The organism is Nocardioides montaniterrae (assembly GCF_054782655.1).
Window position 1 is genome coordinate 179314 of sequence record NZ_BAAGSB010000003.1, and the last position, 22927, is coordinate 202240.

Consider the following 22927-nt stretch of genomic DNA (forward strand, 5'->3'; position numbering starts at 1 on the left):
GGTCACGCTCCCTGGGTCTGGTCGGCGAGCTGCCGGCGCAAGGTGGGCTTGTCGTTCTTGCCTACCGCGTTCTTGGGCAGCGCGTCGAGGATCGTGACCGACACGGGGACCTTGATCTTGGTGAGCTGCTCGGCGCAGTGCGCCTTGAGGGCGTCCTCGTCGACGGTGGCCGACGGGGTCAGCGCGACGAACGCCGCGACGACCTCACCCAAGGCCGGGTCGGGCTTGCCGACCACGGCCGCCTCGGTGACGTCGGGGTGCGCCTCGAGGACGGCCTCGACCTCCTTGGGGTAGATGTTCTCCCCGCCGCGGATGATCATGTCCTTGATCCGGTCCACGATGCGCAGGTAGCCGTCCTCGTCGAGGATGCCGACGTCGCCGGTGTGCAGCCACCCGTCGCCGAGCGTCTGGGCGGTAGCCTCGGGGTTGCCGAGGTAGCCCTGCATGACGTTCGCGCCCTGGATCACCACCTCGCCGCGCTCGCCGGCCGGTAGCAACGTGCCGTCGGGAGCCATGATCGCGACGGTCTGGCCGGGCAGCGCGACGCCCACGGTCCCAGGCTTGCGGACACCGTCGGGCGGGTTGCACGTCGACGCGCACGTGCCCTCGGACAGCCCGTAGCCCTCCACGATCGGGAAGCCGAAGACCTCCTCGGCGCGGGGCAGCAGCCCAGCGGGGGCGGGTGCCGCCCCACAGATCGCGACGCGGACCGACGAGGTGTCGGCCGGGACACCCGCGTCCACCGCGGCGAGCAGGTGCGCGTAGATCGTCGGCACGGCTGAGAAGTACGTCGGCCGCAGGGTCGCGATCGACTCCAGGAAGCTGACCGGGTGGAAGCGGGCGAGCAGGCTGATCCGGGCTCCGCGGCTGAGCGGGAGCAGGCAGCTGACGAGCAAGGCGTTCGCATGGAACAGCGGCAGCACGAGCAGGCAGTGGTCGTCGGTGGCGACGCCCATCTGGGCCCCCATCATCTCGACCATGGCGTGGAGGTTCGCGTGGCTGAGCATCACGCCCTTGGGCTTGCCGGTCGAGCCGCTGGTGTAGATGAGCAGCGCCAGGTCGGCGTCGTCGGTGACGGCGGTCGGAAGGTCCGCGCCGCGGCGCTCGGTGCGCAGCTCGCCGACCGGGATGACCGTGACGCCTTCGAGGCGCTCGCCGTCCTCGGCGACGACGACGACCGACCCCGAGTCGCTGATCTGGTGGGCCGCCTCGGCCGCGGTGAAGGTGGGGTTCATCGGCGTCGCCGCGGCGCCGAGGCGCCAGGCCGCCATGATGGCCACCAGGGTCTCGACCCGGTTGGGCAGCTTGACCGCGATCACCGAACCGGGACCGACGCCGAGCTCGGCGAGCTGCTCAGCGGCGGCGTCCACCCGCTGACCCAGCTGCCTGTAGGTCAGTGTCTGGCGCTCGTCGCCGACACAGGGGCGGTCGTCGTACGACGCGGGGCGGGTCCAGGGCAGGTAGCCGGCGGTCATCTCGGGTCCTCTCGTGGGCGATGCCTCACGGTACGAACGTGCGCAATCCCTCCGCACTGTCCAGGGCGCCAACGAGGGCGGGTCGCTTTGTCGATCCGGGACAAGCGGACCGCCTCAGGGGCGAGGATGCTGGGGGAGCGGCGGCAGATCGGTCCGTCGTGCTTGTGGACAAGGGCCAAGGAGACCGATGGCTGCAGATCGTGATGCTCTCGACGCGCTCGCCCGCGCCGTCGCCCGGGACATGGGTCGGGCGAGCTCCGAGCTGGCCGGCACGCTCAAGGATCGGCTCGCAGGCGGCATCCCCGAGCTGGACGGCGACCCGGCCATGCTCGACCTGCTCTTCGCCAGCATCGCCAGCAACCTCGATCTCTTCGTGCAAGCCGCCGCGGCCGGAGGCCCGGTCGACGAGATCGCGGCTCCACCCGCCGCCCTCGAGTACGCCCGCACCCTCGCCCAGCGCGGCATCACACCGAACGCGCTGCTGCGCGCCTACCGGCTCGGCCAGGCGGGTGCGTTGGAGTGGGCGCTGCGCCGGATCGACGAAGTGGCGTCCGACCGGGACCTCGTGGTCGGGGCGTCCGCTGCCTTCGTGTCCACGTCCTTCGGCTACGTCGACGCCATCTCCGAACAGCTGGTGCAGACCTACGAGGCGGAACGGATCCGGTGGCTGTCCCACCGCGGCGCCGTACGGGCGGCGGCACTCGCGGAGTTGCTGGCCGGCACCCGCGCAGATGTCGTCGCGGCAGAGACCGCGCTCGGGTATCGGCTGCGTCAACACCACCTCGGCCTGATCCTGTGGCGACAGCGGGCCGACGACGACACCCTGGGCGAGCTGGAGCGACTGGCGAGCAGGATCGGCCAGTCCGTCGGAGCGGCGGGCTCCCCGTTGTTCGTCGCGCAGGACCAGGCCACGGGTTGGGCCTGGTTGCCGCTCGGCCGGGTGCCCGGGGTGGTCATCGACGAAGCCGCCGTCGCGGCGCTCGTCGGGTCCGACGGCACCCGAGTCACGGTCGGTGCCGCCGCAGCCGGGGTGGACGGATTCCGGCGTACCCACCAGCAGGCGGGCGCCGCCCGCACAGTCGCGCTCGTCGCGCGCGAGCGAGCGCCCGCGGTGATCGCGTGGACCCATCCGCAGCTGCGAGCCGCCGCGATGCTGGCCGGCGACGTACCGGCCGCTCGCGACCTGGTCCGTCACCAGCTCGGCGCTCTCGCCGAGGACACCGAGACGGCGGCCGGCTTCCGTGAGTCCCTGCTCGTCTTCCTCTCGCTCGGCGGCGGGTACGCCGCCATGGCGGCCGCACTCCACATCCACCCCAACACCGCCAAGTACCGGATAGGCCGCGCAGCCGAGCTGCGCGGTCGCCCGATCGACGAGGAGCGCCTGGACCTCGAGCTGGCCCTGGTCGCGTGCGCGTGGCTGGGCACCTCGGTCCTGGCGGCGGCGTCGGACTGACCCGAGCAGGGTGCTGCGCGGCCTGTGCGGTCCGACAAGGCTCCCCGCGAAGTTTGGCCGCTGTGCCCAAGAGCCGCGGGTCCGGGCGCTGGTGGGATGGGCGCTCCGCACACCGCGAGCCAGGAGGCGCCCCATGTCGAAGCACGAGTACGACGTCGTCGTGATCGGTTCCGGCTTCGGCGGCTCGGTGGCCGCCCTCCGGCTGACGGAGAAGGGCTACCGCGTCCTGGTCGTGGAGGCCGGCCGCCGGTTCGCCGACGACGAGTTCGCGAAGACGTCGTGGGACGTGCGCAAGTTCCTCTACGCACCGCGACTCGGCTGCTTCGGCATCCAGCGCATCCGGTTGCTGCGCGACGTCGTGGTGCTCGCGGGTGCCGGCGTGGGCGGCGGGTCCCTGGTCTACGCGAACACGCTGTACGAGCCGAAGTCCGACGCGTTCTACACCGACCCTCAGTGGGCGCACATCACCGACTGGAAGCGGGAGCTGGCGCCGTACTACGACCAGGCGAAGCGGATGCTGGGTGTCGTCACGAACCCCACCGTGACCGCCTCCGACGAGATCATGAAGCAGGTAGCCGACGAGATGGGCGTGGGCGACACCTACCGTCCGACCCCGATCGGCGTGTTCTTCGGGCCGGACGGCACCAAGCAGCCCGGGACATCGTTCGCCGACCCGTTCTTCGGTGGCGCCGGCCCCGAGCGCAGCGGCTGCACCGAGTGCGGTGAATGCATGACCGGCTGTCGGCACAACGCCAAGAACACGCTGCTGAAGAACTACCTCTACCTCGCCGAGAAGGCCGGTGCCGAGATCCGCGAACGCACGACGGTGGATGCGGTCGTGGAGCGGTCTGGGGGTGGGTACGACGTCGTCACGCACCGCAGCGGTGCGTCGGCTCGGCGTACGACGGCCACGATCACCGCCGAGCAGGTGGTCCTGGCCGCCGGGACCTGGGGGACCCAGGAGCTCCTGCACGGCGCTGCCCGCTCGGGCCATCTGCCGCACCTCTCCGACCGGCTCGGCTACCTCACCCGCACCAACTCCGAGGCGCTGTGCGCGTCCAGCACGAAGATGCGGAACAAGGACAAGTACGACTTCCACCACGGCGTCGCGATCACCTCCTCGATCCACCCCGACGACGTCACCCACGTCGAGCCGGTCCGTTACGGCCACGGCTCCGGCCTGATGGGACTGCTGCTGACGCTGATGACCGACGGCGGCGGCCGCGTCCCGCGCTGGCTGCGCTGGATCGGCCAGGCGGTGCGGCACCCGCTGCTGCTGCTCTCGACGGTCGGCGGCCTCCGCAGCTGGCCGGAGCGCACGATCATCGCGCTGGTCATGCAGACCAGCGACAACTCGATCACCGTGTCCCCGAAGAAGCGCCGCCTGGGTCGGCGTTCGAGGATCAGCCTCACCTCCCGGCAGGGTCACGGCGAGCCCAACCCGACCTGGATCCCCGCCGGCAACGACGTGGTCCGCTCGATCAGCGACAAGATCGACGGCGGTTCCTACAGCACGATCGGCGAGGTCTTCAACATCCCGATGACCGCCCACTTCCTGGGCGGCTGCCCGATCGGAGACTCGCCGACAACAGGCGTGATCGACCCCTACCACCGCGTCTACCGGCAGCCCGGCCTGCACGTCGTCGACGGTGCGGCGATCTCCGCGAACCTCGGCGTCAACCCCAGCCTGACCATCACCGCGCAGGCGGAGCGGGCGATGGCGTTGTGGCCGAACCACGGCGAGCCCGACAGCCGCCCGGAGCTGGGCACGGCGTACGCCGCCGTGCGCGCGGTCAGCCCGAGCTTCCCCGTCGTACCTCCCACTGCGCCTGCGGCCCTGCGTCTGCCGCTCACCGTCATCGGCGGGGGAGCCTGCTCGTGACAGCCAGCACGCCCCCGGTCGCCGACCGGTCCGCCCCGGCGGGGATGTCGCCCGGTGCCCGCGCGATCGCGAAGGACGCGTTCCAGGGCACGATGATCTTCAAGACGTTCAGCACTTTCGGTGACTTCTTCGGCTTCACCGGCAAGACCTTCCGGACGCTCTTCACGACGAAGTTCCACTTCCGGGAGTTCGTCTCCCAGGCGTGGTTCATCACCACTGTGTCGCTGGTCCCGGGCCTGCTGGTCTCGATCCCGTTCTGCGTCGTCATCATCTTCCAGGTCAACCAGCTGCTGATCCAGATCGGCGCGGTCGACCTGGCCGGCGCCGGTGCGGCCGTCGCGGTCGTCCGCGAGATCGGGCCGATCGTCTCGGTCCTCGTCGTCGCCGGCGCCGGTGCGACCGCTATCTGTGCAGACCTGGGGTCGCGCAAGATCCGCGAGGAGATCGACGCGATGGTGACCCTCGGCATCAACCCGATCGAGCGGCTGGTCGTGCCCAGGATCGTGGCCTCGACGTTGGTCGGTGTCGCCCTCAATGGCATGGTCACGGTGGTCGGTCTGCTCGGGGGGTACTTCTTCTCCGTGGTCCTCCAGGGCGCCACGCCGGGTCTGTACCTCAACGACCTCACCCTGCTGGTGCAGCTGCCCGACTTCATCGAGGCGGAGATCAAGGCGGCAGCCTTCGGCCTGCTCGCCGGCCTGACGGCCTGCTACCTGGGCCTCAACGCCAAGGGCGGACCGAAGGGCGTAGGGGACGCGGTGAACCAGACCGTGGTGTTCGCGTTCATGCAGCTGTTCGCCACCAACAGCGTGCTCAGCGCGCTGTTCCTGCAGCTGAAGCTGGGAGCCTGAGATGTCTGACCAAGCATCCGACCATGCACTGGGCGGCAGGGCCATGAAGGCCCTCGGCAAGCCCGCGGGCGCGCTGCGCAACCTCGGCGACCAGCTCGCGTTCCACGGGCGGTCCTACAGCCACTTCCTGATGGCGATCAAGCACTACCCCCGGGAGATCATCCGGCTGCTGGCCGAGGTCGCCCTCGGCTCGGGTGCCCTCGCGATGATCGGTGGCACCGTGCTCGTCGTCGGCTTCCTCACCGCAGCCGCCGGTGTCGAGGTCGGCCTGCAGGCCTACACCTCGTTCGACAACATCGGCGTCTCGGCGCTGAGCGGGTTCTTCTCGGCGTACTTCAACACTCGCGAGGTCGCGCCGATCATCGCCGGCGTGGCGCTCACCGCGACCGTCGGCGCCGGCTTCACCGCACAGATCGGCGCCATGCGGGTGAGCGAGGAGATCGACGCGCTCGAGGTCATGGCGGTGCCGTCGGTGCCCTACCTCGTGACGACCCGGATCCTCGCCGGCCTGATCGCCGTCGTGCCGCTGTTCATGATCTCGCTGATGACCTGCTGGCTGGCCACCCGGCTGGTGGTCACGGTCGGCTACCACCAGCCGCCTGGCACCTACCAGCACTACTTCGACACGTTCCTGATCCCCAGCGATCTGTTCCTGTCGATCCTCAAGGTCCTCATCATGGCGCTCGTCATCGTCTCGATCTGCTGCTACCACGGCTTCCAGGCCAGCGGCGGCCCCGCCGGCGTGGGCAAGGCGGTCGGCAGCGCCGTGCGCTCGGCACTGATCTGCTCCATGTTCGTCGACCTGGTCTTCGGTATCGCCATCTGGGGCGGTCCGTCGGTCCACATCGCAGGGTGATCCGGATGCATCTGCTCGACCGCAGGACCGCCTACGGGATCGTCTTCGTGCTTCTCATTGCTGGCGTCGTCGCCGCTACCGTCGCCAGCTACAAGGGTGCGTTCCAGTCGACCGTGTCGGTCGACGTGCACACCGACCGGGCAGGCCTCACCCTCGCCCACGGCGCACCGGTGAAGTACCGCGGCGTTCAGGTCGGCCACGTCGACGCGGTCACCACCGACGGTCGCACCGTCGACGTACGCCTCGCGATGAACTCCGGCGATGTCGCGATGGTCCCGGCGTCGGTGACTGCTCAGATCGTGCCGCCCACCGCCTTCGGCGGCAAGTACGTCCAGCTCACCTCGGCCACGAACGCGGACCGTACGCCGATGGCGGCCGGCGACGTGATCGAGGCGACCAGCGTGACCGTCGAGATCAACGATGCCTTCCAGAACCTCACCGAGCTCCTCGACGCCGCCCACCCGGCACAGGTCAACCAGGCCCTCACCGCCGTCGCCGGAGCCGTCGACCAGCGCGGTCAGCTGATCGGCAGCCTGATCACCCAGACCGACACCTACCTCCGCTCGCTCAACCCGTCGCTGCAGACGCTGAGCGCCGACCTCGGCCGCACCGACGACGTGGTCGACACCTACGCCCGCTCCGAGCACGACCTGGTCGACACCTTCGCCAACCTCGGTACGACGTCGCAGACCCTCGTGCAGCAGCAGGCGTCGTTGAAGGCGCTCGAGCTGAGCCTGACCTCCTTCAGCGGCAAGGCGGACACGTTCCTCAAGCTGACCCGGCACGGCATCGTGACCACGCTGGACACCCTGCAGCCGGTGAGCAACGTGCTGGCCCGCTACTCCTCCGAGCTGCCCTGCATGGTCTTCGGCCTGTCCTCGGCCAACAAGCTCGCCGAGGCGGCAGTCGGTGGCACCAACCCCGGCGTCACCACGATCACCCGCATCGTGCCGGGGGCCGACCCTTACACCTACCCCAGGAACGTGCCGCTGCTCGGCGAGGACCGAGGCCCGGCCTGCTACGGCCTTCCCTACGTGACGGCCGCCGAGGCCCGGCAGCCGGCGACCGCCTTCCACACCGGCGCCAACCCGAACGCCACCGGTACGTCGACCGCCACCAAGCAGGACACGCTGACCGCGCTGTTCGGCCAGCTCGCCGGAAGGAGCACCCGATGACAGGCAGCAGCGTGCTTCGCAAGCGGGAACGTGCGGACCTGATCAAGTTCAGCATCTTCCTGCTGGTCGCCGCGATCTTCACGGTCTGGGTCGGCATCATCACCGCGTCGTACCGGCCGGGGCACCGCAACGCCTACCACGCCGTCTTCAGCGACGTCTCCGGCCTGAAGGTCGGCGACGAGGTGCGCGTCGCCGGCGTCGACGTCGGCAAGGTGCAGGCGATCGCGGTCCGGCCCGACAACACCGTCGGCGTCACCTTCAACGTCTCCGACAACCAGAGCCTGAACACGGCGACGGGCGCGACGATCCAGTACAAGAACCTGATCGGCGAACGGATCGTGCAGCTCGCCACCGCCAACCCGAACGCGCCGGCGCTCCCGGACGGCGGCACCATCCCGGAGTCGCGGACCACGCCGGCGCTCGACCTCGACGACCTGCTCAACGGCTTCAAGCCGCTGTTCGCCGGGCTGAGCACCTCCCAGATCAACGAGCTCTCCGGCGAGCTGATCCAGGTATTGCAGGGCCAGGAATCCGCTGTCGACACGCTGATCCAGCACGTCGGCTCCTTCACCGGCGCCATCGGCTCGCGCGAGCACGTCGTCAGCCAGGTCATCGGCAACCTCAACGCCGTCCTGGGCACCGTCGACCGGCGCCGGGGCACCCTGGGACAGCTGATCACCAACCTCTCCCGCCTGGTCGTCGGCCTGCAACACCAGGACAAGCAGGTCATCGGCGCCGCGGCACAGATCGTGCCGCTGGCGAACGAGGCCTCCTCGCTGCTGCAGTCCTCGCGCTCCGACCTCGGCACTTCCCTCACGCGGCTCACGGTCGCCGCCCGCGGTGTCAACAAGAACGCCGGCACCCTGGACAAGGTCCTCTCACTGCTACCGAAGCACTACGCGATGATCCAGGACACGGCGTCCTTCGGCAGCTTCTTCAACTTCTACCTCTGTGAGGTCAAGGTGATCACCGACGTCACCGGCACGGTCCCGATCACGACGTCCGGAGCGGCGAGGTGCGGCCGATGAAGACACCCGGCGCGCTCGCAGCCCGCGGCATCCTCGGCACGCTCGTCATCGTGCTGGCGGTGCTCGCCAGCCTCAACCTGAACAAGCTGCCGCTCATCGGCAACAACGACGTCATCCACCTCGAGTTCGCCGAGGCGGGCGGCCTCCAGGCCGGCGACGTGGTGCTGGTCTCCGGCGCTCAGGTCGGGAAGGTCCGCGCGGTCAAGATCGAGGGGACCCATGTGGTCGCCGACGCGGTCATCACCGACAGCAAGCTCCGCCTCGGCGACGACACGACTGCTGCGATCATCACCATCACCCTGCTGGGCCGTGCCGGCATCCAGCTCGTGCCCGCCGGCGGCGGCGAGCTGAAGGCAGGGGACACCATCCCGGTCGAGCGGACGTCCTCGCCGTACAACATCACCAGTGCACTGAACGAGCTCACGGTGAAGACCTCGGGAATCGACAAGTCCCAGCTCAAGGGAGCGCTCGAGGAGCTCTCCAAGACCCTCGACACCTCGCAGGGCTCGGTCGGACCGGCGCTGCGCGGCATCGTCTCGCTCTCATCGGCGATCTCCAGCAACGACGCCAACCTGCGCTCGCTGCTCAGCCACGCCAACCGCGTGACCGGGGTCCTGGCCAGCCGGAACAAGGAGATCACGCCGTTGCTGACCTCCGGCCGCTCCTTGCTCTCCGAGCTCACCGCCCGCCAGTCCGTGGTCGTGGCGCTGCTGCGAGATGGCCGCCGACTCGCGCGCCAGCTGCACCTGGTGCTCGCGCAGAACGACGGTCGGCTCGGGCCGGCCCTCGACCAGCTCGACATGTTGCTCGGCGTACTCAACAAGAACCGGAGGAACCTGCAGGACACCATCACCGGCCTGCGCGGCTACGCGACCGCATTCGGTGACGCGCTCGGCAGCGGCCCCTGGTTCGACGCCTACGTCCAGAACCTCACCTCGCCGGGCACCCTGGCGCCGATCATCTCGGGGGCGACCCAGTGAACGCGCTCACCCGGTTCCTCTCCCCGCGCCGGATCATCACGCTGGTCGTGGTGCTGCTGGTGGCGGTCGTCGGCCTCAAGCTGCTGCAGGACGGCAGCTCGACCACGATCACGGCCACCTTCGCCAGCGGCGAGGGCCTCTACGTCGGCGACGACGTCAAGGTCCTCGGCGTGAAGGTCGGCAAGGTGACCCAGCTCGAGCCCACCGACGACGGTGTCGTGGTGAGCCTCCAGGTCGACTCCAGCCAGCCGATCCCGAAGGACGCCAAGGCGGCCATCGTCTCGCCGAGCCTGGTCAGCGGCCGGTTCGTCCAGCTCACCCCGGTGTACGCCGGCGGAGCGAAGCTGGGCGACGGCGACTCGATCCCCGAGGCGCGCACTGCGGTCCCGCTCAGCTTCGACGCAGTCAAGCAGCAGCTGACCGACCTCACCTCCGCGCTCGGCCCGCAGGGCGGCAAGCGCGGCGCGCTGGCGACCGCCATTGACGCGATCGACAACAGCCTCCACCACGGCAACTCCACCCGGCTCCGCCACGCGATCACCGGGCTGCGTCGGGCGGCGGGCTCGTTGTCCAACGGCCGTGGCGACCTGTTCGCGACGATCGCGAACCTCAACACCTTCACCCGCAACCTCGCCCTCAACGACGCGGCGGTTAGCGGCTTCACCCGCCAGCTCACGAACGCGAGCAGGGTGCTGTCCGACAACAGGCAGAACCTCACCGGCGTGATGCGCGACCTGAGCACGGTGCTGCGGACGACCACGACCTTCTTCCGGCACCACCGTGCCCGACTGACCCACTCGCTGCGCGACCTCAACATCACCGCGGCCACGATCGCGTCGCGTTCCAACCAGCTGGCCGGTGTGCTCCACGTCGCGCCGCACTCCCTGGTCAACCTGTACAACATCATCGACAACCACGCGATCACCGCCCGCAGCGCGCTGGCGAACTTCGACAACGTGCCCCAGCTGATCTGCGGCTCCATCCTCGGCTCCGGCGGCACCGCAGCCCAGTGCAGCGCGGCACTGCAGCCGCTTCTGGACCTGCTGGGCCTGTCCAGCGCGTCACTCCCGGGCCTCAGCGAGGGGAGTACGCCGACCGCGGGCCCGGGCACCGCGAAGGGATCGTCGTCCTCGGGCGGCTCCGGCGGGCTCGGCGGCACGGTGAAGTCCACCACCGACGGTCTCACGGGCCTGCTGTCCGGACTGCTCAGCACGGGAGGCAAGTGATGAACCGCCTCCGCGGCTGGCGCCGCCTCACCGCCGCCGGCGCCGTGCTGGTCGGGTTGACCGCCTCCGGCTGCCAGATCCAGCCCAACGACAACACCCTGCCCGGGCAGGTCGGCGTCGGCAGCGACGGGTACACCGTCACCGTCCACTTCAACCAGGTCGAGAACCTGGTGCCGAACTCCACCGTGCAGAAGGACGACGTCACGATCGGCACGGTCGCCTCCATCGACGAGGAGGACTGGCAGGCCATCGTCACGCTGCGCCTGCGCAAGGACGTGCATCTGCCGGCCGACACGATTTTCTCGATCGGGCAGAAGACGCTCCTCGGTGCGCAGTACGTCGACGTCACCACACCGGCCGGCCGATCCGCCGGCTCGCTGACCGACGGCACCGTCGTACCTGCCTCGCAGACGGGCAGCTACCCCTCCACCGAGCAGGTCCTCGGCGGCGTCGCGCTGCTGCTCAACAACGGCGGCCTCTCGCAGATCAGCACGATCACCAGCCAGCTCTCGACCGCGCTGCACAACCGGGTGCCCGACACCCGGGCGTTCGTGCAGGACGCGAACCGGCTGCTCAAGGTGCTGGACGACAACAAGGGCGCCATCGTCACCGCGTTGAACTCGCTGGACCGGCTGAGCACCGGCCTGCGCCACGACAAGGAGCGCATCGGTACGGCGATCGACCGGATCACTCCCGGCCTCGATGTCCTCGAGCAGGAGCGGGTGCGGCTGGTCCGGGCGCTCGGCGCGGCCGGTCACGCCAGCATCCGGGCGGTCGGGGTCGTCCGCGCGAGCCGGCAGGCGCTGCTGGGCAACCTGAACGCGCTGGTGCCGATCCTCACCAACCTGGGCAAGGCCAGCAGCCAGCTGCCGAACGCGCTCAAGATCGGCCTGACCATCCCGTTCCCGGTGATGACCACGATGAACGCGGTCCGAGGCGACTACGCGAACCTGTTCCTCACCCTCGACCTGCGCAGCAAGAGCCTGCCCGACGTGAGCGCGTTGCTGGGCGGACTACCGGTCGCGGACCAGCTCACCGATCCGGTCCAGGCTCCGCTCGCCGCCGGCTCCGCCGCGGGCGCCACGGCCTCCGGCGGGACCGGCGGGGCGGCGAAGCACCGATCCGCGCAGAGCTCGAGCGCATCGCCGAGCACTTCCTCCGGCTCGTCGTGCCTCCTCCAGCTGATCGGACTGTGCTGATGCTCCTCACCGGATTCGTCAAGAACCAGCTGCGCGTCTTCGCGGTGCTGGCCGCGTTCGCGATCGGCATGACGGTGTTCGTCTACGCCCGGGTCCCGGCGATGGTCGGAATCGGCGTCTACAACGTGTCGGTCGACTTCCGCGACGCGAGCGGCCTCTACCCCAAGGCGCTCGTCACCTACGAGGGCGTCAAGGTGGGCCAGGTCTCTTCGCTCAAGCTGAGCGACGCCGGCACCGTGGCGGTGCTCCGCATCGACGACGGCACCAGGATCCCCGCCAACGCCGTGGCGCACCTGCACAGCACCTCCGCGATCGGCGAGCAGTACGTCGACCTGGTCGGCGCCGGAGCGAGCGACGGCCAGTACCTCCACGACGGGTCGGTCATCGGGCCGGACCGCGCGATCGAGATGCCCCAGATCACCCCGGTCCTCAACAAGCTCAACACCCTGCTGAAGTCGGTCCCGAAGCAGCAGACCACGCGGGTGCTCGACGAGGTCGGCCAGGGCCTGGGGGGCTCGGGCCGCGACCTCGGCCAGGCCATCGACTCCACCAGCGCCCTGCTCGCCACCGCGCAGCAGCAGGTCGACGCGACCACCTCGCTGATCGCCACCCTGCGCCCGGTGCTCGGCACCCAGATCGCCCTCGCCCGCTACACCGGCGCCTACGCCCGCTCCCTCAACGCGCTCACCACCGCTGTCGCCACACACGACGGCGACCTGCGCGGCCTGCTCGCGAACGGCGCGCCGGGCCTCGATTCGCTCAGCTCGACCATCGACAGCCTGCAGCCGATCCTGCCCACCCTGCTGACCAACCTGACCACCGACGCCTCGGTGCTGAGGACGTATCTGCCCGAGCTGAAGGAGACCCTGGTCATCTACCCGGCCACGATCGCCCGCGTCCAGCAGGCCGTGAACCCGAGGGCCGCCGAGGGCGACGTACAGCTCGACCTGCGGACCACCTTCGACGATCCGGCGACCTGCACGACCGGCTACCTGCCCGCCGCCCAGCGCCGCAGTCCGTCGGTGCGCACCATCCGGAAGGTCGACACGCTCGCCCACTGCGCGGTCCCGTCGTCGAACCCGATGGTCGTGCGCGGCGTACGCAACCTGCCGTGCCCGAGCTCCTCGGCCCGCGGCCCGCTCCCGTCCTCGTGCGGGATCCGGTTCCGCGGGGCCAGGCAGCTCGTCTCCCCGTCCGCGACGACCGCCTACGAGCTGGCCCTGGGCCGCGGCGCCTCGACCACCACCACTCCGTCCGGCAGCAGCTGGAAGATCCTCGTCCTCGGACCGTTGGGAATGACCCCGTGAGCGACACCATGACCGAATCTGTGACCCAGTCCCTGGAGCCGAAGGGCCGCACCCCCGACCGGCTCGGCCGCCGTCCGCTCGAGCTCGCCCTCGGCGTCCTCGTCGTGGCGCTGTTGGCCGCAGCCGCCTGGCGCGGCTACGTCTGGTGGCACCTCGACGGGCAGGAGAGCGACCGGAGGGCGGCCGTCTCGGTGGCCTCGACGGAGGTGACCGGCCTGATCAGCATCAACGCCTCGAGCTCGCAGGCAGACATCGACACCCTGCTGAGCCGGGCGACCGCGGACTTCAGGTCCCAGCTCGGCAAGCAGTCCGAGGCGCTGCGGCATGCGCTGAGCAGCAACGACGTCGCGGCGACCGGGTCGGTGGTCTCGGCCGGCATCGCGTCGTACGGCGACGACAGCGCGACCGTCATCGTCGCCGCAGCCGGCACGGTGAAGAACAAGAGAACGACCAAGGCGCAACCGCGGAACTACCGCCTGCAGGTCAGCCTGCAGAAGAACGACGGCGCGTGGCTGGTGTCGGGACTGGAGCTGGTGTCATGAGCAACCCGCGGACCCGTCTGGTCGTGATCGCAGCCGCCGTCCTGCTGGCGCTCGCTGCCGCCACCACCACGTTCCTCGGCGCGCGGGCAGCGCGGGCGACCGCCGACGCCCGCACCGACGCCCTCGCGGCGGCCAAGACCCGGGTCCCGGCGCTCCTGTCCTATCGCGTCTCGAGCCTCGCATCCGACCTCGCGGTCGCCAACCGGCAGACCACGGGCAGCTTCGCCACCGACTACGCGAAGATCCTGTCCGGCGTCGTCAAGCCGACCGCGAGCAAGAACGGCATCAGCACCGACGCCGAGGTCTCCTCCGCCGGCGTCGTTGCGGGCGACGCGAACAAGGTCGTGGTGCTCATGTTCCTCACCCAGACCACCACCAACAGGGCCCAGCGCCAGTCGGTCTCAGGCAGCCGGGTCGAGGTCACCATGCAGCACGCCGGCGGCACGTGGAAGATCGCCGGACTCAAGCCTGTCTGAGACGGACGACGCCGACGCGACCGGACGGGTCTGCCGGCGACAAGACGAGTTGTCGCAGGGGTCAAGCACGAGTCGGCGAGGTGGCGAACGGACCTCGCGTACGGCACTATCAGCGCCACTGCTGTACTGCGAGAAGGTTTGAGAGCGATGACGAGCGCCGTCCGTCTGCGGTCTGTGGTCCCCGACAGCGATCGAGCCCATGCGGTGCGGGTCGCCGCGGGGCTCGTCATTCCTGGCCTCGCACTTGTTGCGGTGGATCGTCCGGGCCTCATCATCTACGCGGTGTTCGGCTCGTTCACGGGGATGTACGGCCGGACCGACTCCCGGGTGATGCGGCTGCTGCACCAGTCCCAGGGAGCACTCCTCCTGCTGTCCGGGACCGCCGTCGGCATCCTGCTCGCCCACGAGCACGCGGGATCTCTCGCGGTGGTCGGTGCCGCGGCTGCGTTCTCCGTGATCGGGTCCCTGGTCGCGGATTTCTTCGCACTACGCCCGGATGGCCCGTTCTACGGCATCTTCGCCCTCGGTGCGATCGCCGGCATCCCGAGCAGCGTGCTCGACCCGTTCGCGTCGTGGGCGATCGCCGCAGGCGGCGCCGCGATCGCGATCTGCATCGGTCTGAGCGGCGGCGACGCCAACCCGATCACCCCTCGTGCGGTAGCGGAGGCGTTCCGCGGGCAGCGGGTGCGCTCCCGGCCGGCGGCGGTCCTCCACGCCTTCCGGTACGCCGTCGCCGTCACCCTCGCTGGGTGCCTCGCCCACGCGGCGGGGCTGAGTCACGTCAACTGGGCCATCGCAGGAGCCGCGGTCACCCTGGCCGCAGCCGACCCGCGCGGACGGTTCTGGCGCGGCATCCACCGCATCGTCGGGACCGTCGCTGGGCTCGGCATCACCGCGCTTCTGCTGGCGACGGGCATGGGGCCGCGGTCCCTGGGAGTCGTGGTCATCGTGCTGCTGTTCCCTGCCGAGCTGTTCATGGCCGCGAACTACACGCTCGCACTCAGCTTCTTCACGCCGATGATCATGCTGATGACCGAGCTGGCCGCGCCGATCGGCGTACGGGAGCTGATCGAGACCCGGGCCCTGGGCACCATGCTCGGGGTGCTGTGCGGGTTCGTCGTCACCTATCTCATCCGCGACCGCACCGAGCGATCAGTGCGTGGGCGTCACGGCTGACGGAGCTTCGCGACGAAGTTCGTCCGGTCGACGATGGCTCGGGTGATGGTCGCGCGCGCGAGCAGCCGCCCGGTGGTGGGGTCGATCGCGGTGACGTCGTAGTCGATCCACCGCTTCGTCGACTCGCGGACGGTCGCGGCGATGCTCACGGTGCTGCCCACCGCCGACGGCGCGAGGTGCTCGAGCTCGACCGCCGTGCCGACCGTTGTCTGGCTCTCGTCGATCACGGCCTGCGACAGCTCGCACGTCGCGGCCTCGAACCAGGCCAGCAGCCGGGGCGTGCCGAGGCAGGCGACGTCGCCGGACCCGCTGGCGGCGGCAGTGTCGGCCACGTCGACGTGATGCTCCCTCATGCTCGTTGGGATACCACGCACAGACGCCGCGCCGGAATCACTGGCGTCGAGGTCTGTGGGTGACCACAAGCGACGCTGTGCCTGCCGGCAAGGCCGAGGTGTACGGCCTCGGCGGACAGTGGAGGACGCACCGAGCAGCGGTAGATTCGCGATCATGCAGGACGACGTGAGGTGGCCCCGATGACGGCGATCCGGGAGCCGGTGCTCGCCGAGCTCGCGGACTGGGCCGAAGGTGAGCTCGCGGTCCTGGTGACCGAGGCCTGCGATCTCGTCCGGGACCGGATCACGCTCTATGCGAGTGGTGAGATCGTCCCTGCGTCGGAGCTGGCGCGCTCGGTCACGCAGAACATGCGGTTCATGATCGCGGCGCTCGCGGACCCGGAGACGCCCCCGGATCTCGACGTACCGCGGGAGACCGGCCGGCGGCGGGCGCACCAGGGAGCGCCGCTGCCCGAGGTGCTGCAGGCCTACCGGATCAGCTTCGCCACCCTGTGGGACGCGCTCGTCGCCCGCGCGCGGGCCCGCGACATGGGTTCGTCGGAGTCGGCACTGCTCGATGCCGCCAGCCACGTCTGGCAGGTGACCGATCGTCACGCGGTGGCTGTCACCGAGGCCTACCGGATGACGACCGCCGAGTTGATGCTGAAGCAGCAGCGACGACGTGGCGCACTGGTCGAGGCGGTGCTCACCGGTCAGGTCGCGTCCGACGCCGGGCCGTGGGACGCCGCAGCACTGCTCGGGCTGCCGCCCGACGGGGACCTGGTCGTGGTCGCGGCCGAGACGCGCCGGCTTGCCGAGGAAGCGCTGCCCGGCATCGAGGCTGCGCTGGGTGCGGCCACCATCGCCTCCGCCTGGCGGCTGACGCCGGCGCTGCAGCTCGGCATCGTGGCCGTGCAGGAGAAGCAGGTTGAGGAGATGCTCGAGATTCTCGGGTCCGTCGCCCGGACGCGCGTCGGTGTGAGTCCGCGCTACCGAGCGATCGGCGGGTCGCCGCGGGCACTCTCGCTGGCACGCGCAGCACTCACCATGCGGCCGAGGGGCTCGACCGGGGTGACGATGTTCGCCGAGAGCCCTCTCGCGGCGCTCATGGCACAGTCGCCCACCGAGGGCGACCGCTTGGCCGAGGAGGTGCTGGGCGGCGTGCTGGCGCTCGCCGCGGACGACCGTGACGCCCTGCTGGACACGCTCGCGGCATACCTGGACACCGCCGGTTCGGCCGAGGTCGCGGCCTCGGTGCTGCACTGCCACGCGAACACGGTGAGGTACCGGCTGCGGCGGATCCACGAGCTGACCGGGCGCTCGACCTCCGACGCGTTCGCCCTGGCGGAGCTTGCCGCGGCGTCGTACGCCGTCAACATGACGCGCGGGCGACGGGCCGACAACAGGCTTTGACGTCCGCGACAAACCCGCGTCCGACCCCTTCTGTCCGACTCCGCGCGGCCGCTAGTGTCGGATCATGGCGTCACTGAGTCCTCTCGAATGGCCGGTCCTGCGCCAGCTGCGCTCGGGTGACCGTTTCGGCCGTGGACCGGCGGTGCAGTCCGCCAAGACCAAGGCGATGGAGTCGCGCAACGCGACCGCAGACCGGGTCGTGCAGAGCGTCTGCCCGTTCTGCGCGGTCGGGTGCGGGCAGAAGGTCTACGTCAAGGACGAGAGGGTCATCCAGATCGAGGGCGACCCGGACTCGCCGATCTCGCGTGGCAGGCTCTGCCCCAAGGGCTCCTCGAGCGCGCAGCTGGTCACCAACCCGCTGCGGACCACCACGATCCGCTACCGCGCGCCCTACGCCAGCGAGTGGACCGACCTCGACCGTGACCAGGCGATCGACATGATCGCGGACCGCTTCGTCGAGGCTCGCCGCCGCGGATGGCAGGAACTTGACGCCAAGGGCCGCAAGCTGCGGCGCACCATGGGGATCGCCTCGCTCGGCGGCGCGACACTGGACAACGAAGAGAACTACCTCATCAAGAAGCTCTTCACCGCCGCGGGCGCGATACAGATCGAGAACCAGGCCCGTATTTGACACTCCGCCACGGTTCCCAGTCTGGGAGCCTCGTTCGGCCGCGGTGGGGCCACCCAGTCCTTGCAGGACATGGCCAACGCGGACTGCATCGTCCTGATGGGCGGCAACATGGCGGAGGCTCATCCCGTGGGCTTCCAGTGGGTGACCGAGGCCAAGGCGCGCGGTGCTCGCCTGATCCACGTGGATCCTCGGTTCACCCGGACCGGTGCGGTCGCTGATCGCCACATCCCGATCCGGGCCGGCTCCGACATCGTGCTGCTCGGCGCGCTGATCAACCACATGATCAGCAACGAGCTCTACTTCCGCGAGTACGTCGTCGCCTACACCAACGCGGCGACGCTGATCAACGAGGACTTCCGCGACGCCGAGGACCTGGACGGCCTGTTCTCGGGTTTCGACCCGGAGACCGGAACCTACGACCGGTCGACCTGGGCCTATGCGACGGACGAGGGCACCGACGACTCGATCCAGAGCCCCGACGGTGGGGTCGAGCACGGCGCCAGCGCCGGGGAGCGGGCGGCCGGCGACGAGCACGGCTCGGGCGGCCCCGCCCTCGAGCACGCGAAGGTCCTGCGTGACGACACCCTGCAGCACCCGCGCTCGGTGTTCCAGATCCTCAAGCGGCACTACTCCCGCTACACCCCGGAGATGGTCGAGAGCATGTGCGGCATCAGCCGCGCCGACTTCGACTACCTCGCCGACTCGATCGCCTCGAACTCCGGTCGGGAGCGCACCACCACGTTCGGGTACGCCACCGGTTGGACCCAGCACACGCAGGGGGCGCAGTTCATCCGGACCTCCGCCATCCTGCAGCTGCTGATGGGCAACGTGGGTCGACCGGGCAGCGGCATCATGGCGCTGCGCGGTCACGCCAGCATCCAGGGCTCGACCGACATCCCGACCCTGTTCAACCTGCTGCCCGGCTACCTCCCGATGCCGTCCGTCGGCAAGCACGACACCTTCCGCGAGTGGGTCGACAGCATCGCGTCCAAGAAGCAGAAGGGATACTGGGCCGACGCGGAGAGCTATGCGGTCAGCCTGCTCAAGGCCTACTTCGGTGATGCGGCGACGGCCGAGAACGATTGGTGCTTCGACTACCTGCCCCGGTTGAACGGCCCGCACAGCACGTACCAGACCTGCATCGACATGCTCAACGACCAGGTCGACGGCTACTTCATCCTCGGCCAGAACCCGGCCGTCGGCACACCCAACAGCCGCCAGCAGCGGCTGGGCATGTCGCACCTGAAGTGGCTGGTGGTCCGTGACCTCAACATGATCGAGTCCGCGACCTGGTGGAAGGAGGGGCCGGAGATCGCATCGGGCGAGCTGCGCACCGAGGACATCGCGACCGAGGTGTTCTTCATGCCGGCGGCCACCCACGTCGAGAAGGCCGGCTCCTTCACCCAGACCCAGCGGATGGTGCAATGGCGCCACCAGGCGGTGCAGCCGCCGGGCCAGGCGCAGAGCGAGCTGGACTTCTTCTACGAGCTCGGCAACAAGATCCGGGAGCGGCTCGCGGACTCGCCCGACGAGCGCGACCGCCCGCTGCTCGACATGACCTGGGACTACCCGCCCGACGAGCACGGCAACCCGGACCCCGAGGCGGTCCTGGCCGAGATCAACGGCTTCTACGTCGACGGGCCCGACAAGGGCAAGTTCCTCACGTCCTACACCGAGATGCGTGCGGACGGGACCACCGCCGGCGGTTGCTGGATCTACACCGGTGTGTACGCCGACGGGACCAACCACGCTGCTCGGCGTACGCCGCACGGCGGGCCGGGTCTCACCCAGTCCGACTGGGGCTGGGTGTGGCCGGCGGACCGAAGGATGCTCTACAACCGGGCCTCCGCCGACCCCGACGGCAAGCCTTGGAGCGAGCGCAAGAAGTACATGTGGTGGGACGAGGAGGCCGGCCTCTGGGTCGGTCCCGACGTGCCCGACTTCCCGGTCGACCGTGCTCCGCACGCCCGCCCCGACCCCGACCTGGGCGGCGCGGCCGCGATCGCGGGTGACGACCCGTTCATCATGCAGGCCGACGGCAAGGGCTGGCTGTTCGCACCGCAGGGCCTCGTGGACGGTCCGCTGCCGACGCACTTCGAGGCGCAGGAATCGCCGGTCGACAACGCGCTCTACACCCAGCAGCAGGCGCCGACGCGGGTCATCTACGCCCGCGAGGACAACATGGACGCGCCGAGCTTCGGCGAACCCGGTGCCGACGTCTACCCGTGCGTGTTCACGACCTACCGGCTGACCGAGCACCACACGGCCGGCGGCATGAGCCGTTGGTCGCCGTACCTTGCCGAGCTGCAGCCGGAGATGTTCTGCGAGATCTCTCCCGAGCTGGCCGCCGAGCGCGGGCTCGAGAACGGCGGTTGGGCAACGATCATCTCGCCGCGTGCGGCGATCGAGGCACGCGTGCTCGTGACCGAGCGGGTCAAGACGCTCACGATCAACGGCCGCGAGGTCCAGCAGGTCGGGCTGCCCTACCACTGGGGCCAGGGGAGTGACGCGGTCGTCGAGGGTGATGCCGCCAACGACCTCATCGGTGTCACGCTGGACCCGAACACGCAGATCCAGGAGTCGAAGGTCGGCTCCTGCGAGGTCATCGCTGGACGCCGGCCGCACGGGACGGACCTGCTCGCCCTGGTCCGGGAGTACCAGGAGCGCGCCGGAGTGACCGTCGAGACCGACAACGTCCGCATCACGCCGCACGTCGCACAGGAGGACTGATGGGCCAGCTCGCGGGGCCGACCGACCCGATCGCGGATGTCGACTGGCACACGCACCAGCACCGCAAGGGCTTCTTCACCGACACATCCATCTGCATCGGCTGCAAGGCGTGCGAGGTCGCGTGCAAGCAGTGGAACGAGAACCCGCGCGACGGCGACCTGGAACTGACGGGGTGGTCCTACGACAACACCCAGGCGCTCGGCGCCTCCACCTGGCGACACGTGGCGTTCATCGAGCAGGGCGCCGACCGGATCGCGGAGGCCAAGGCCTCGGGCCGGGCGCTGGTCGAGCTCGGGATGCCGACGCTGCGGCCCGTCGAGGAGCCGAGCGCCGACTCGACCGAGGCCTACGTCCCGGACACGCCCGAGTTCCGCTGGCTGATGGCCTCGGACGTCTGCAAGCACTGCACGCACGCGGGGTGTCTCGACGTCTGCCCGACCGGCGCGCTGTTCCGCACCGAGTTCGGCACGGTGGTCGTCCAGGCGGACGTGTGCAACGGCTGCGGCACCTGCGTCGGTGGCTGCCCGTTCGGCGTGGTCGAACGGCGCAGCGACGGTACGGCGGCCCCCACCACGCGCGCCGGCGAGCGCAAGGGCGAGCAGCCCGACATCCCCAAGCGGGGCGTGGCCCAGAAGTGCACGCTCTGCTATGACCGGCTCCTCGACGACGAGACGCCGGCATGCGCCAAGACGTGTCCGACCACGTCGATCAAGTTCGGCGACCACGACCACATGGTCAGCCAGGCCCGCGAGCGGGTTGCGGAGCTGCACGCCCAGGGCATGACCGAGGCCCGCCTGTACGGCGCCAACGAGCTCGACGGCGTCGGGGGGATCGGCTCGGTCTTCCTGCTCCTCGACGAGCCCGAGGTCTATGGCCTGCCGCCGGACCCGCGCGTGTGCACCGCCGACCTGATGACCATGTACAAGCGCGCCGGCATGGCGATGCTCGGCATGGTCGGAGCAGCCACCTTCTCCTTCCTCAAGGGCCGCCGATGAGCACGTCCGAGTACGACAGCGTCCGCCCGCCGGAGATGCCGCGCAAAAAGCGCGGCGGCAAGCGCAAGCGGGCCGCGGGGTTCCGGCCCGGGGGCAACGGGAACCACGAGGAGTCGATGGTCCCGCCCATCGAGTTCAGCTCCTACTACGGGCACAACATCGTCAAGCCGCCTCCGTGGGAGTGGCCGGTCGCGCTGTACCTGTTCGTCGGCGGCGTCGCCGGCGGGTCGGGGGTCATCGCCGCCGGCGCGCAGCTGACCGGTCGCGAGACGTTGCGCCGCAACGCCCGCCTGGGCGCGATGACGGCTGTCGGCATCTCCGGGGCGGCGCTGGTCGCCGACCTCGGCAAGCCCTCGCGGTTCTACAACATGCTGCGCACCTTCAAGGTGACCTCGCCGATGAGCGTCGGGTCGTGGATCCTGACCGCGTTCAGCATCGGTCTGAGCGGTGCGGTCGCGAACGAGGTCGACCGGATGACCGGCGACCGGCTGCCCCTCGGCCCGCTGCGCAAGCTGCTGCGTCTCATCGAGGGCCCTGCCGGCCTCGAGGCGGGGCTGTTCGGGCCGCCGTTGGCCGGGTACACGGCCGTGCTGCTCGCCGACACCGCCGTACCGACCTGGAACGGTGCGCACCGCGACCTGCCGTTCGTCTTCATCAGCTCCGCGTCATTGGCCTCCGGCGGCCTCGCCATGATCACCACGCCCACCTCGGAGACCGGTCCCGCGCGGCTGCTGGCCCAGCTCGGCGTGGTCGGGGACATCGCGGCCATGAAGTACATGGAGAGCCGGATGGACCCGGTGCTGCTCGAGCCGCTGCACCACGGCACCCCCGGGAAGCTGTTGAAGTGGGCCGAGCGGCTGGCGATCGCCGGCGGCATCGGCTCGCTGTTCGGGGGACGCTCGCGGTCGGTCGCGGTGGCCTCCGGGGCGGCCCTGATGACCGCCTCGGCGTTCACCCGATTCGGGGTGTTCGAGGCGGGCCTGCACTCGGCAAAGGACCCCCGCTACACCGTCGAGCCGCAGAAGCGCCGCCTGGCCGAGCGGCGTGCCGCCGGCATCACCAACGATTCGATAACAACGGCCGGCTGACGCGCCGTCGGTGGTTTCGATACGCCCTCGCCTAGCGGCTCGGGCTACTCAACCAACGACTTGGCTTGTCGTTGGTCGAGGGGGCGCGAGCGCCGGCGTGCGGCGTATCGAA

The 22927-nt window shown here is 70.0% G+C and carries 19 protein-coding genes; 17 read left to right on the plus strand and 2 right to left on the minus strand.

What is annotated here, in order from left to right:
- Positions 1-2: 2 nt before the first annotated feature.
- Positions 3-1475, minus strand: a complete 1473-nt coding sequence (locus tag ACYVJ3_RS07070; protein WP_460851987.1) for a class I adenylate-forming enzyme family protein — start codon at positions 1473-1475, stop codon at positions 3-5.
- A 187-nt stretch (positions 1476-1662) separates the two neighbouring features.
- On the opposite strand from ACYVJ3_RS07070, the gene ACYVJ3_RS07075 reads away from it, so the two are divergent.
- From ACYVJ3_RS07075 to ACYVJ3_RS07135, 13 genes are all read left to right on the plus strand, one after another.
- Positions 1663-2928 carry a helix-turn-helix domain-containing protein gene (locus ACYVJ3_RS07075; RefSeq protein ID WP_460851988.1) on the plus strand — a complete coding sequence of 422 codons (1266 nt, stop codon included), beginning with the start codon at positions 1663-1665 and terminating at the stop codon, positions 2926-2928.
- Between the two features lie 133 nt (positions 2929-3061).
- A complete protein-coding gene (locus ACYVJ3_RS07080) occupies positions 3062-4810 on the plus strand; it encodes an FAD-dependent oxidoreductase (protein ID WP_460851989.1) in 1749 nt (582 codons plus the stop codon).
- Positions 4807-5661, plus strand: coding sequence for an MlaE family ABC transporter permease (locus tag ACYVJ3_RS07085; RefSeq protein ID WP_460851991.1), 855 nt, complete (start codon positions 4807-4809; stop codon positions 5659-5661). The genes ACYVJ3_RS07080 and ACYVJ3_RS07085 overlap by 4 nt, the downstream gene beginning before the upstream one ends.
- 1 nt (position 5662) lies before the next feature.
- The gene (locus tag ACYVJ3_RS07090) at positions 5663-6517 is read left to right on the plus strand and encodes an ABC transporter permease (RefSeq protein ID WP_460851992.1); all 855 of its coding nucleotides are present in this window, start codon (positions 5663-5665) and stop codon (positions 6515-6517) included.
- 5 nt (positions 6518-6522) lie between these two features.
- Positions 6523-7692: an MCE family protein gene (locus ACYVJ3_RS07095; RefSeq protein WP_460851994.1), complete on the plus strand. Its 1170-nt coding sequence runs from the start codon at positions 6523-6525 to the stop codon at positions 7690-7692.
- Positions 7689-8720: an MCE family protein gene (locus ACYVJ3_RS07100; protein ID WP_460851996.1), complete on the plus strand. Its 1032-nt coding sequence runs from the start codon at positions 7689-7691 to the stop codon at positions 8718-8720. Before ACYVJ3_RS07095 ends, ACYVJ3_RS07100 begins: the two co-directional genes overlap by 4 nt.
- Positions 8717-9700 carry an MCE family protein gene (locus tag ACYVJ3_RS07105; RefSeq protein WP_460851997.1) on the plus strand — a complete coding sequence of 328 codons (984 nt, stop codon included), beginning with the start codon at positions 8717-8719 and terminating at the stop codon, positions 9698-9700. Before ACYVJ3_RS07100 ends, ACYVJ3_RS07105 begins: the two co-directional genes overlap by 4 nt.
- Entirely contained in the window at positions 9697-10926 is a 1230-nt protein-coding gene (locus ACYVJ3_RS07110) for an MCE family protein (protein ID WP_460851998.1), read from the plus strand. The genes ACYVJ3_RS07105 and ACYVJ3_RS07110 overlap by 4 nt, the downstream gene beginning before the upstream one ends.
- Positions 10926-12125, plus strand: coding sequence for an MCE family protein (locus ACYVJ3_RS07115; RefSeq protein ID WP_460851999.1), 1200 nt, complete (start codon positions 10926-10928; stop codon positions 12123-12125). The genes ACYVJ3_RS07110 and ACYVJ3_RS07115 overlap by 1 nt, the downstream gene beginning before the upstream one ends.
- Positions 12125-13432, plus strand: a complete 1308-nt coding sequence (locus ACYVJ3_RS07120) for an MCE family protein (protein WP_460852001.1) — start codon at positions 12125-12127, stop codon at positions 13430-13432. Before ACYVJ3_RS07115 ends, ACYVJ3_RS07120 begins: the two co-directional genes overlap by 1 nt.
- Positions 13429-13974, plus strand: a complete 546-nt coding sequence (locus ACYVJ3_RS07125) for a hypothetical protein (protein WP_460852003.1) — start codon at positions 13429-13431, stop codon at positions 13972-13974. The genes ACYVJ3_RS07120 and ACYVJ3_RS07125 overlap by 4 nt, the downstream gene beginning before the upstream one ends.
- Positions 13971-14450 carry a hypothetical protein gene (locus ACYVJ3_RS07130; RefSeq protein ID WP_460852005.1) on the plus strand — a complete coding sequence of 160 codons (480 nt, stop codon included), beginning with the start codon at positions 13971-13973 and terminating at the stop codon, positions 14448-14450. The genes ACYVJ3_RS07125 and ACYVJ3_RS07130 overlap by 4 nt, the downstream gene beginning before the upstream one ends.
- A 252-nt stretch (positions 14451-14702) precedes the next feature.
- On the plus strand, positions 14703-15626 hold the full coding sequence (locus tag ACYVJ3_RS07135; protein ID WP_460852006.1) for an FUSC family protein: 924 nt from the start codon (positions 14703-14705) through the stop codon (positions 15624-15626).
- Here ACYVJ3_RS07135 and ACYVJ3_RS07140 read toward each other — a convergent pair.
- The gene (locus ACYVJ3_RS07140; protein WP_460852008.1) at positions 15617-15979 is read right to left on the minus strand and encodes a thioesterase family protein; all 363 of its coding nucleotides are present in this window, start codon (positions 15977-15979) and stop codon (positions 15617-15619) included. The two genes, ACYVJ3_RS07135 and ACYVJ3_RS07140, sit on opposite strands and share 10 nt — an antisense overlap.
- Positions 15980-16159: 180 nt before the next feature.
- Between ACYVJ3_RS07140 and ACYVJ3_RS07145 the strand changes: the two genes are divergently transcribed.
- From ACYVJ3_RS07145 to nrfD, 4 genes are all read left to right on the plus strand, one after another.
- Complete coding sequence (locus ACYVJ3_RS07145; RefSeq protein WP_460852009.1) at positions 16160-17371, plus strand: PucR family transcriptional regulator; 1212 nt, start codon at positions 16160-16162, stop codon at positions 17369-17371.
- Positions 17372-17435: 64 nt separating this feature from the next.
- A complete protein-coding gene (gene fdh / locus ACYVJ3_RS07150; RefSeq protein ID WP_460852010.1) occupies positions 17436-20732 on the plus strand; it encodes a formate dehydrogenase in 3297 nt (1098 codons plus the stop codon).
- A complete protein-coding gene (locus tag ACYVJ3_RS07155; protein WP_460852011.1) occupies positions 20732-21727 on the plus strand; it encodes a 4Fe-4S dicluster domain-containing protein in 996 nt (331 codons plus the stop codon). Before fdh ends, ACYVJ3_RS07155 begins: the two co-directional genes overlap by 1 nt.
- Positions 21724-22815: an NrfD/PsrC family molybdoenzyme membrane anchor subunit gene (nrfD, locus tag ACYVJ3_RS07160; RefSeq protein ID WP_460852012.1), complete on the plus strand. Its 1092-nt coding sequence runs from the start codon at positions 21724-21726 to the stop codon at positions 22813-22815. The genes ACYVJ3_RS07155 and nrfD overlap by 4 nt, the downstream gene beginning before the upstream one ends.
- Positions 22816-22927: the final 112 nt, after the last annotated feature.

Bases quoted from the DNA above. Each gene is read 5' to 3' on its own strand.
- ACYVJ3_RS07140 (WP_460852008.1), bottom strand. From the start codon at position 15,979: ATGAGGGAGCATCACGTCGACGTGGCCGACACTGCCGCCGCCAGCGGG.
- ACYVJ3_RS07145 (WP_460852009.1), top strand. From the start codon at position 16,160: ATGACGGCGATCCGGGAGCCGGTGCTCGCCGAGCTCGCGGACTGGGCC.
- ACYVJ3_RS07130 (WP_460852005.1), top strand. From the start codon at position 13,971: ATGAGCAACCCGCGGACCCGTCTGGTCGTGATCGCAGCCGCCGTCCTG.
- nrfD (WP_460852012.1), top strand. From the start codon at position 21,724: ATGAGCACGTCCGAGTACGACAGCGTCCGCCCGCCGGAGATGCCGCGC.
- ACYVJ3_RS07080 (WP_460851989.1), top strand. From the start codon at position 3,062: ATGTCGAAGCACGAGTACGACGTCGTCGTGATCGGTTCCGGCTTCGGC.
- ACYVJ3_RS07090 (WP_460851992.1), top strand. From the start codon at position 5,663: ATGTCTGACCAAGCATCCGACCATGCACTGGGCGGCAGGGCCATGAAG.
- ACYVJ3_RS07070 (WP_460851987.1), bottom strand. From the start codon at position 1,475: ATGACCGCCGGCTACCTGCCCTGGACCCGCCCCGCGTCGTACGACGAC.
- ACYVJ3_RS07075 (WP_460851988.1), top strand. From the start codon at position 1,663: ATGGCTGCAGATCGTGATGCTCTCGACGCGCTCGCCCGCGCCGTCGCC.
- ACYVJ3_RS07100 (WP_460851996.1), top strand. From the start codon at position 7,689: ATGACAGGCAGCAGCGTGCTTCGCAAGCGGGAACGTGCGGACCTGATC.
- ACYVJ3_RS07105 (WP_460851997.1), top strand. From the start codon at position 8,717: ATGAAGACACCCGGCGCGCTCGCAGCCCGCGGCATCCTCGGCACGCTC.
- ACYVJ3_RS07120 (WP_460852001.1), top strand. From the start codon at position 12,125: ATGCTCCTCACCGGATTCGTCAAGAACCAGCTGCGCGTCTTCGCGGTG.
- ACYVJ3_RS07115 (WP_460851999.1), top strand. From the start codon at position 10,926: ATGAACCGCCTCCGCGGCTGGCGCCGCCTCACCGCCGCCGGCGCCGTG.
- ACYVJ3_RS07095 (WP_460851994.1), top strand. From the start codon at position 6,523: ATGCATCTGCTCGACCGCAGGACCGCCTACGGGATCGTCTTCGTGCTT.
- ACYVJ3_RS07155 (WP_460852011.1), top strand. From the start codon at position 20,732: ATGGGCCAGCTCGCGGGGCCGACCGACCCGATCGCGGATGTCGACTGG.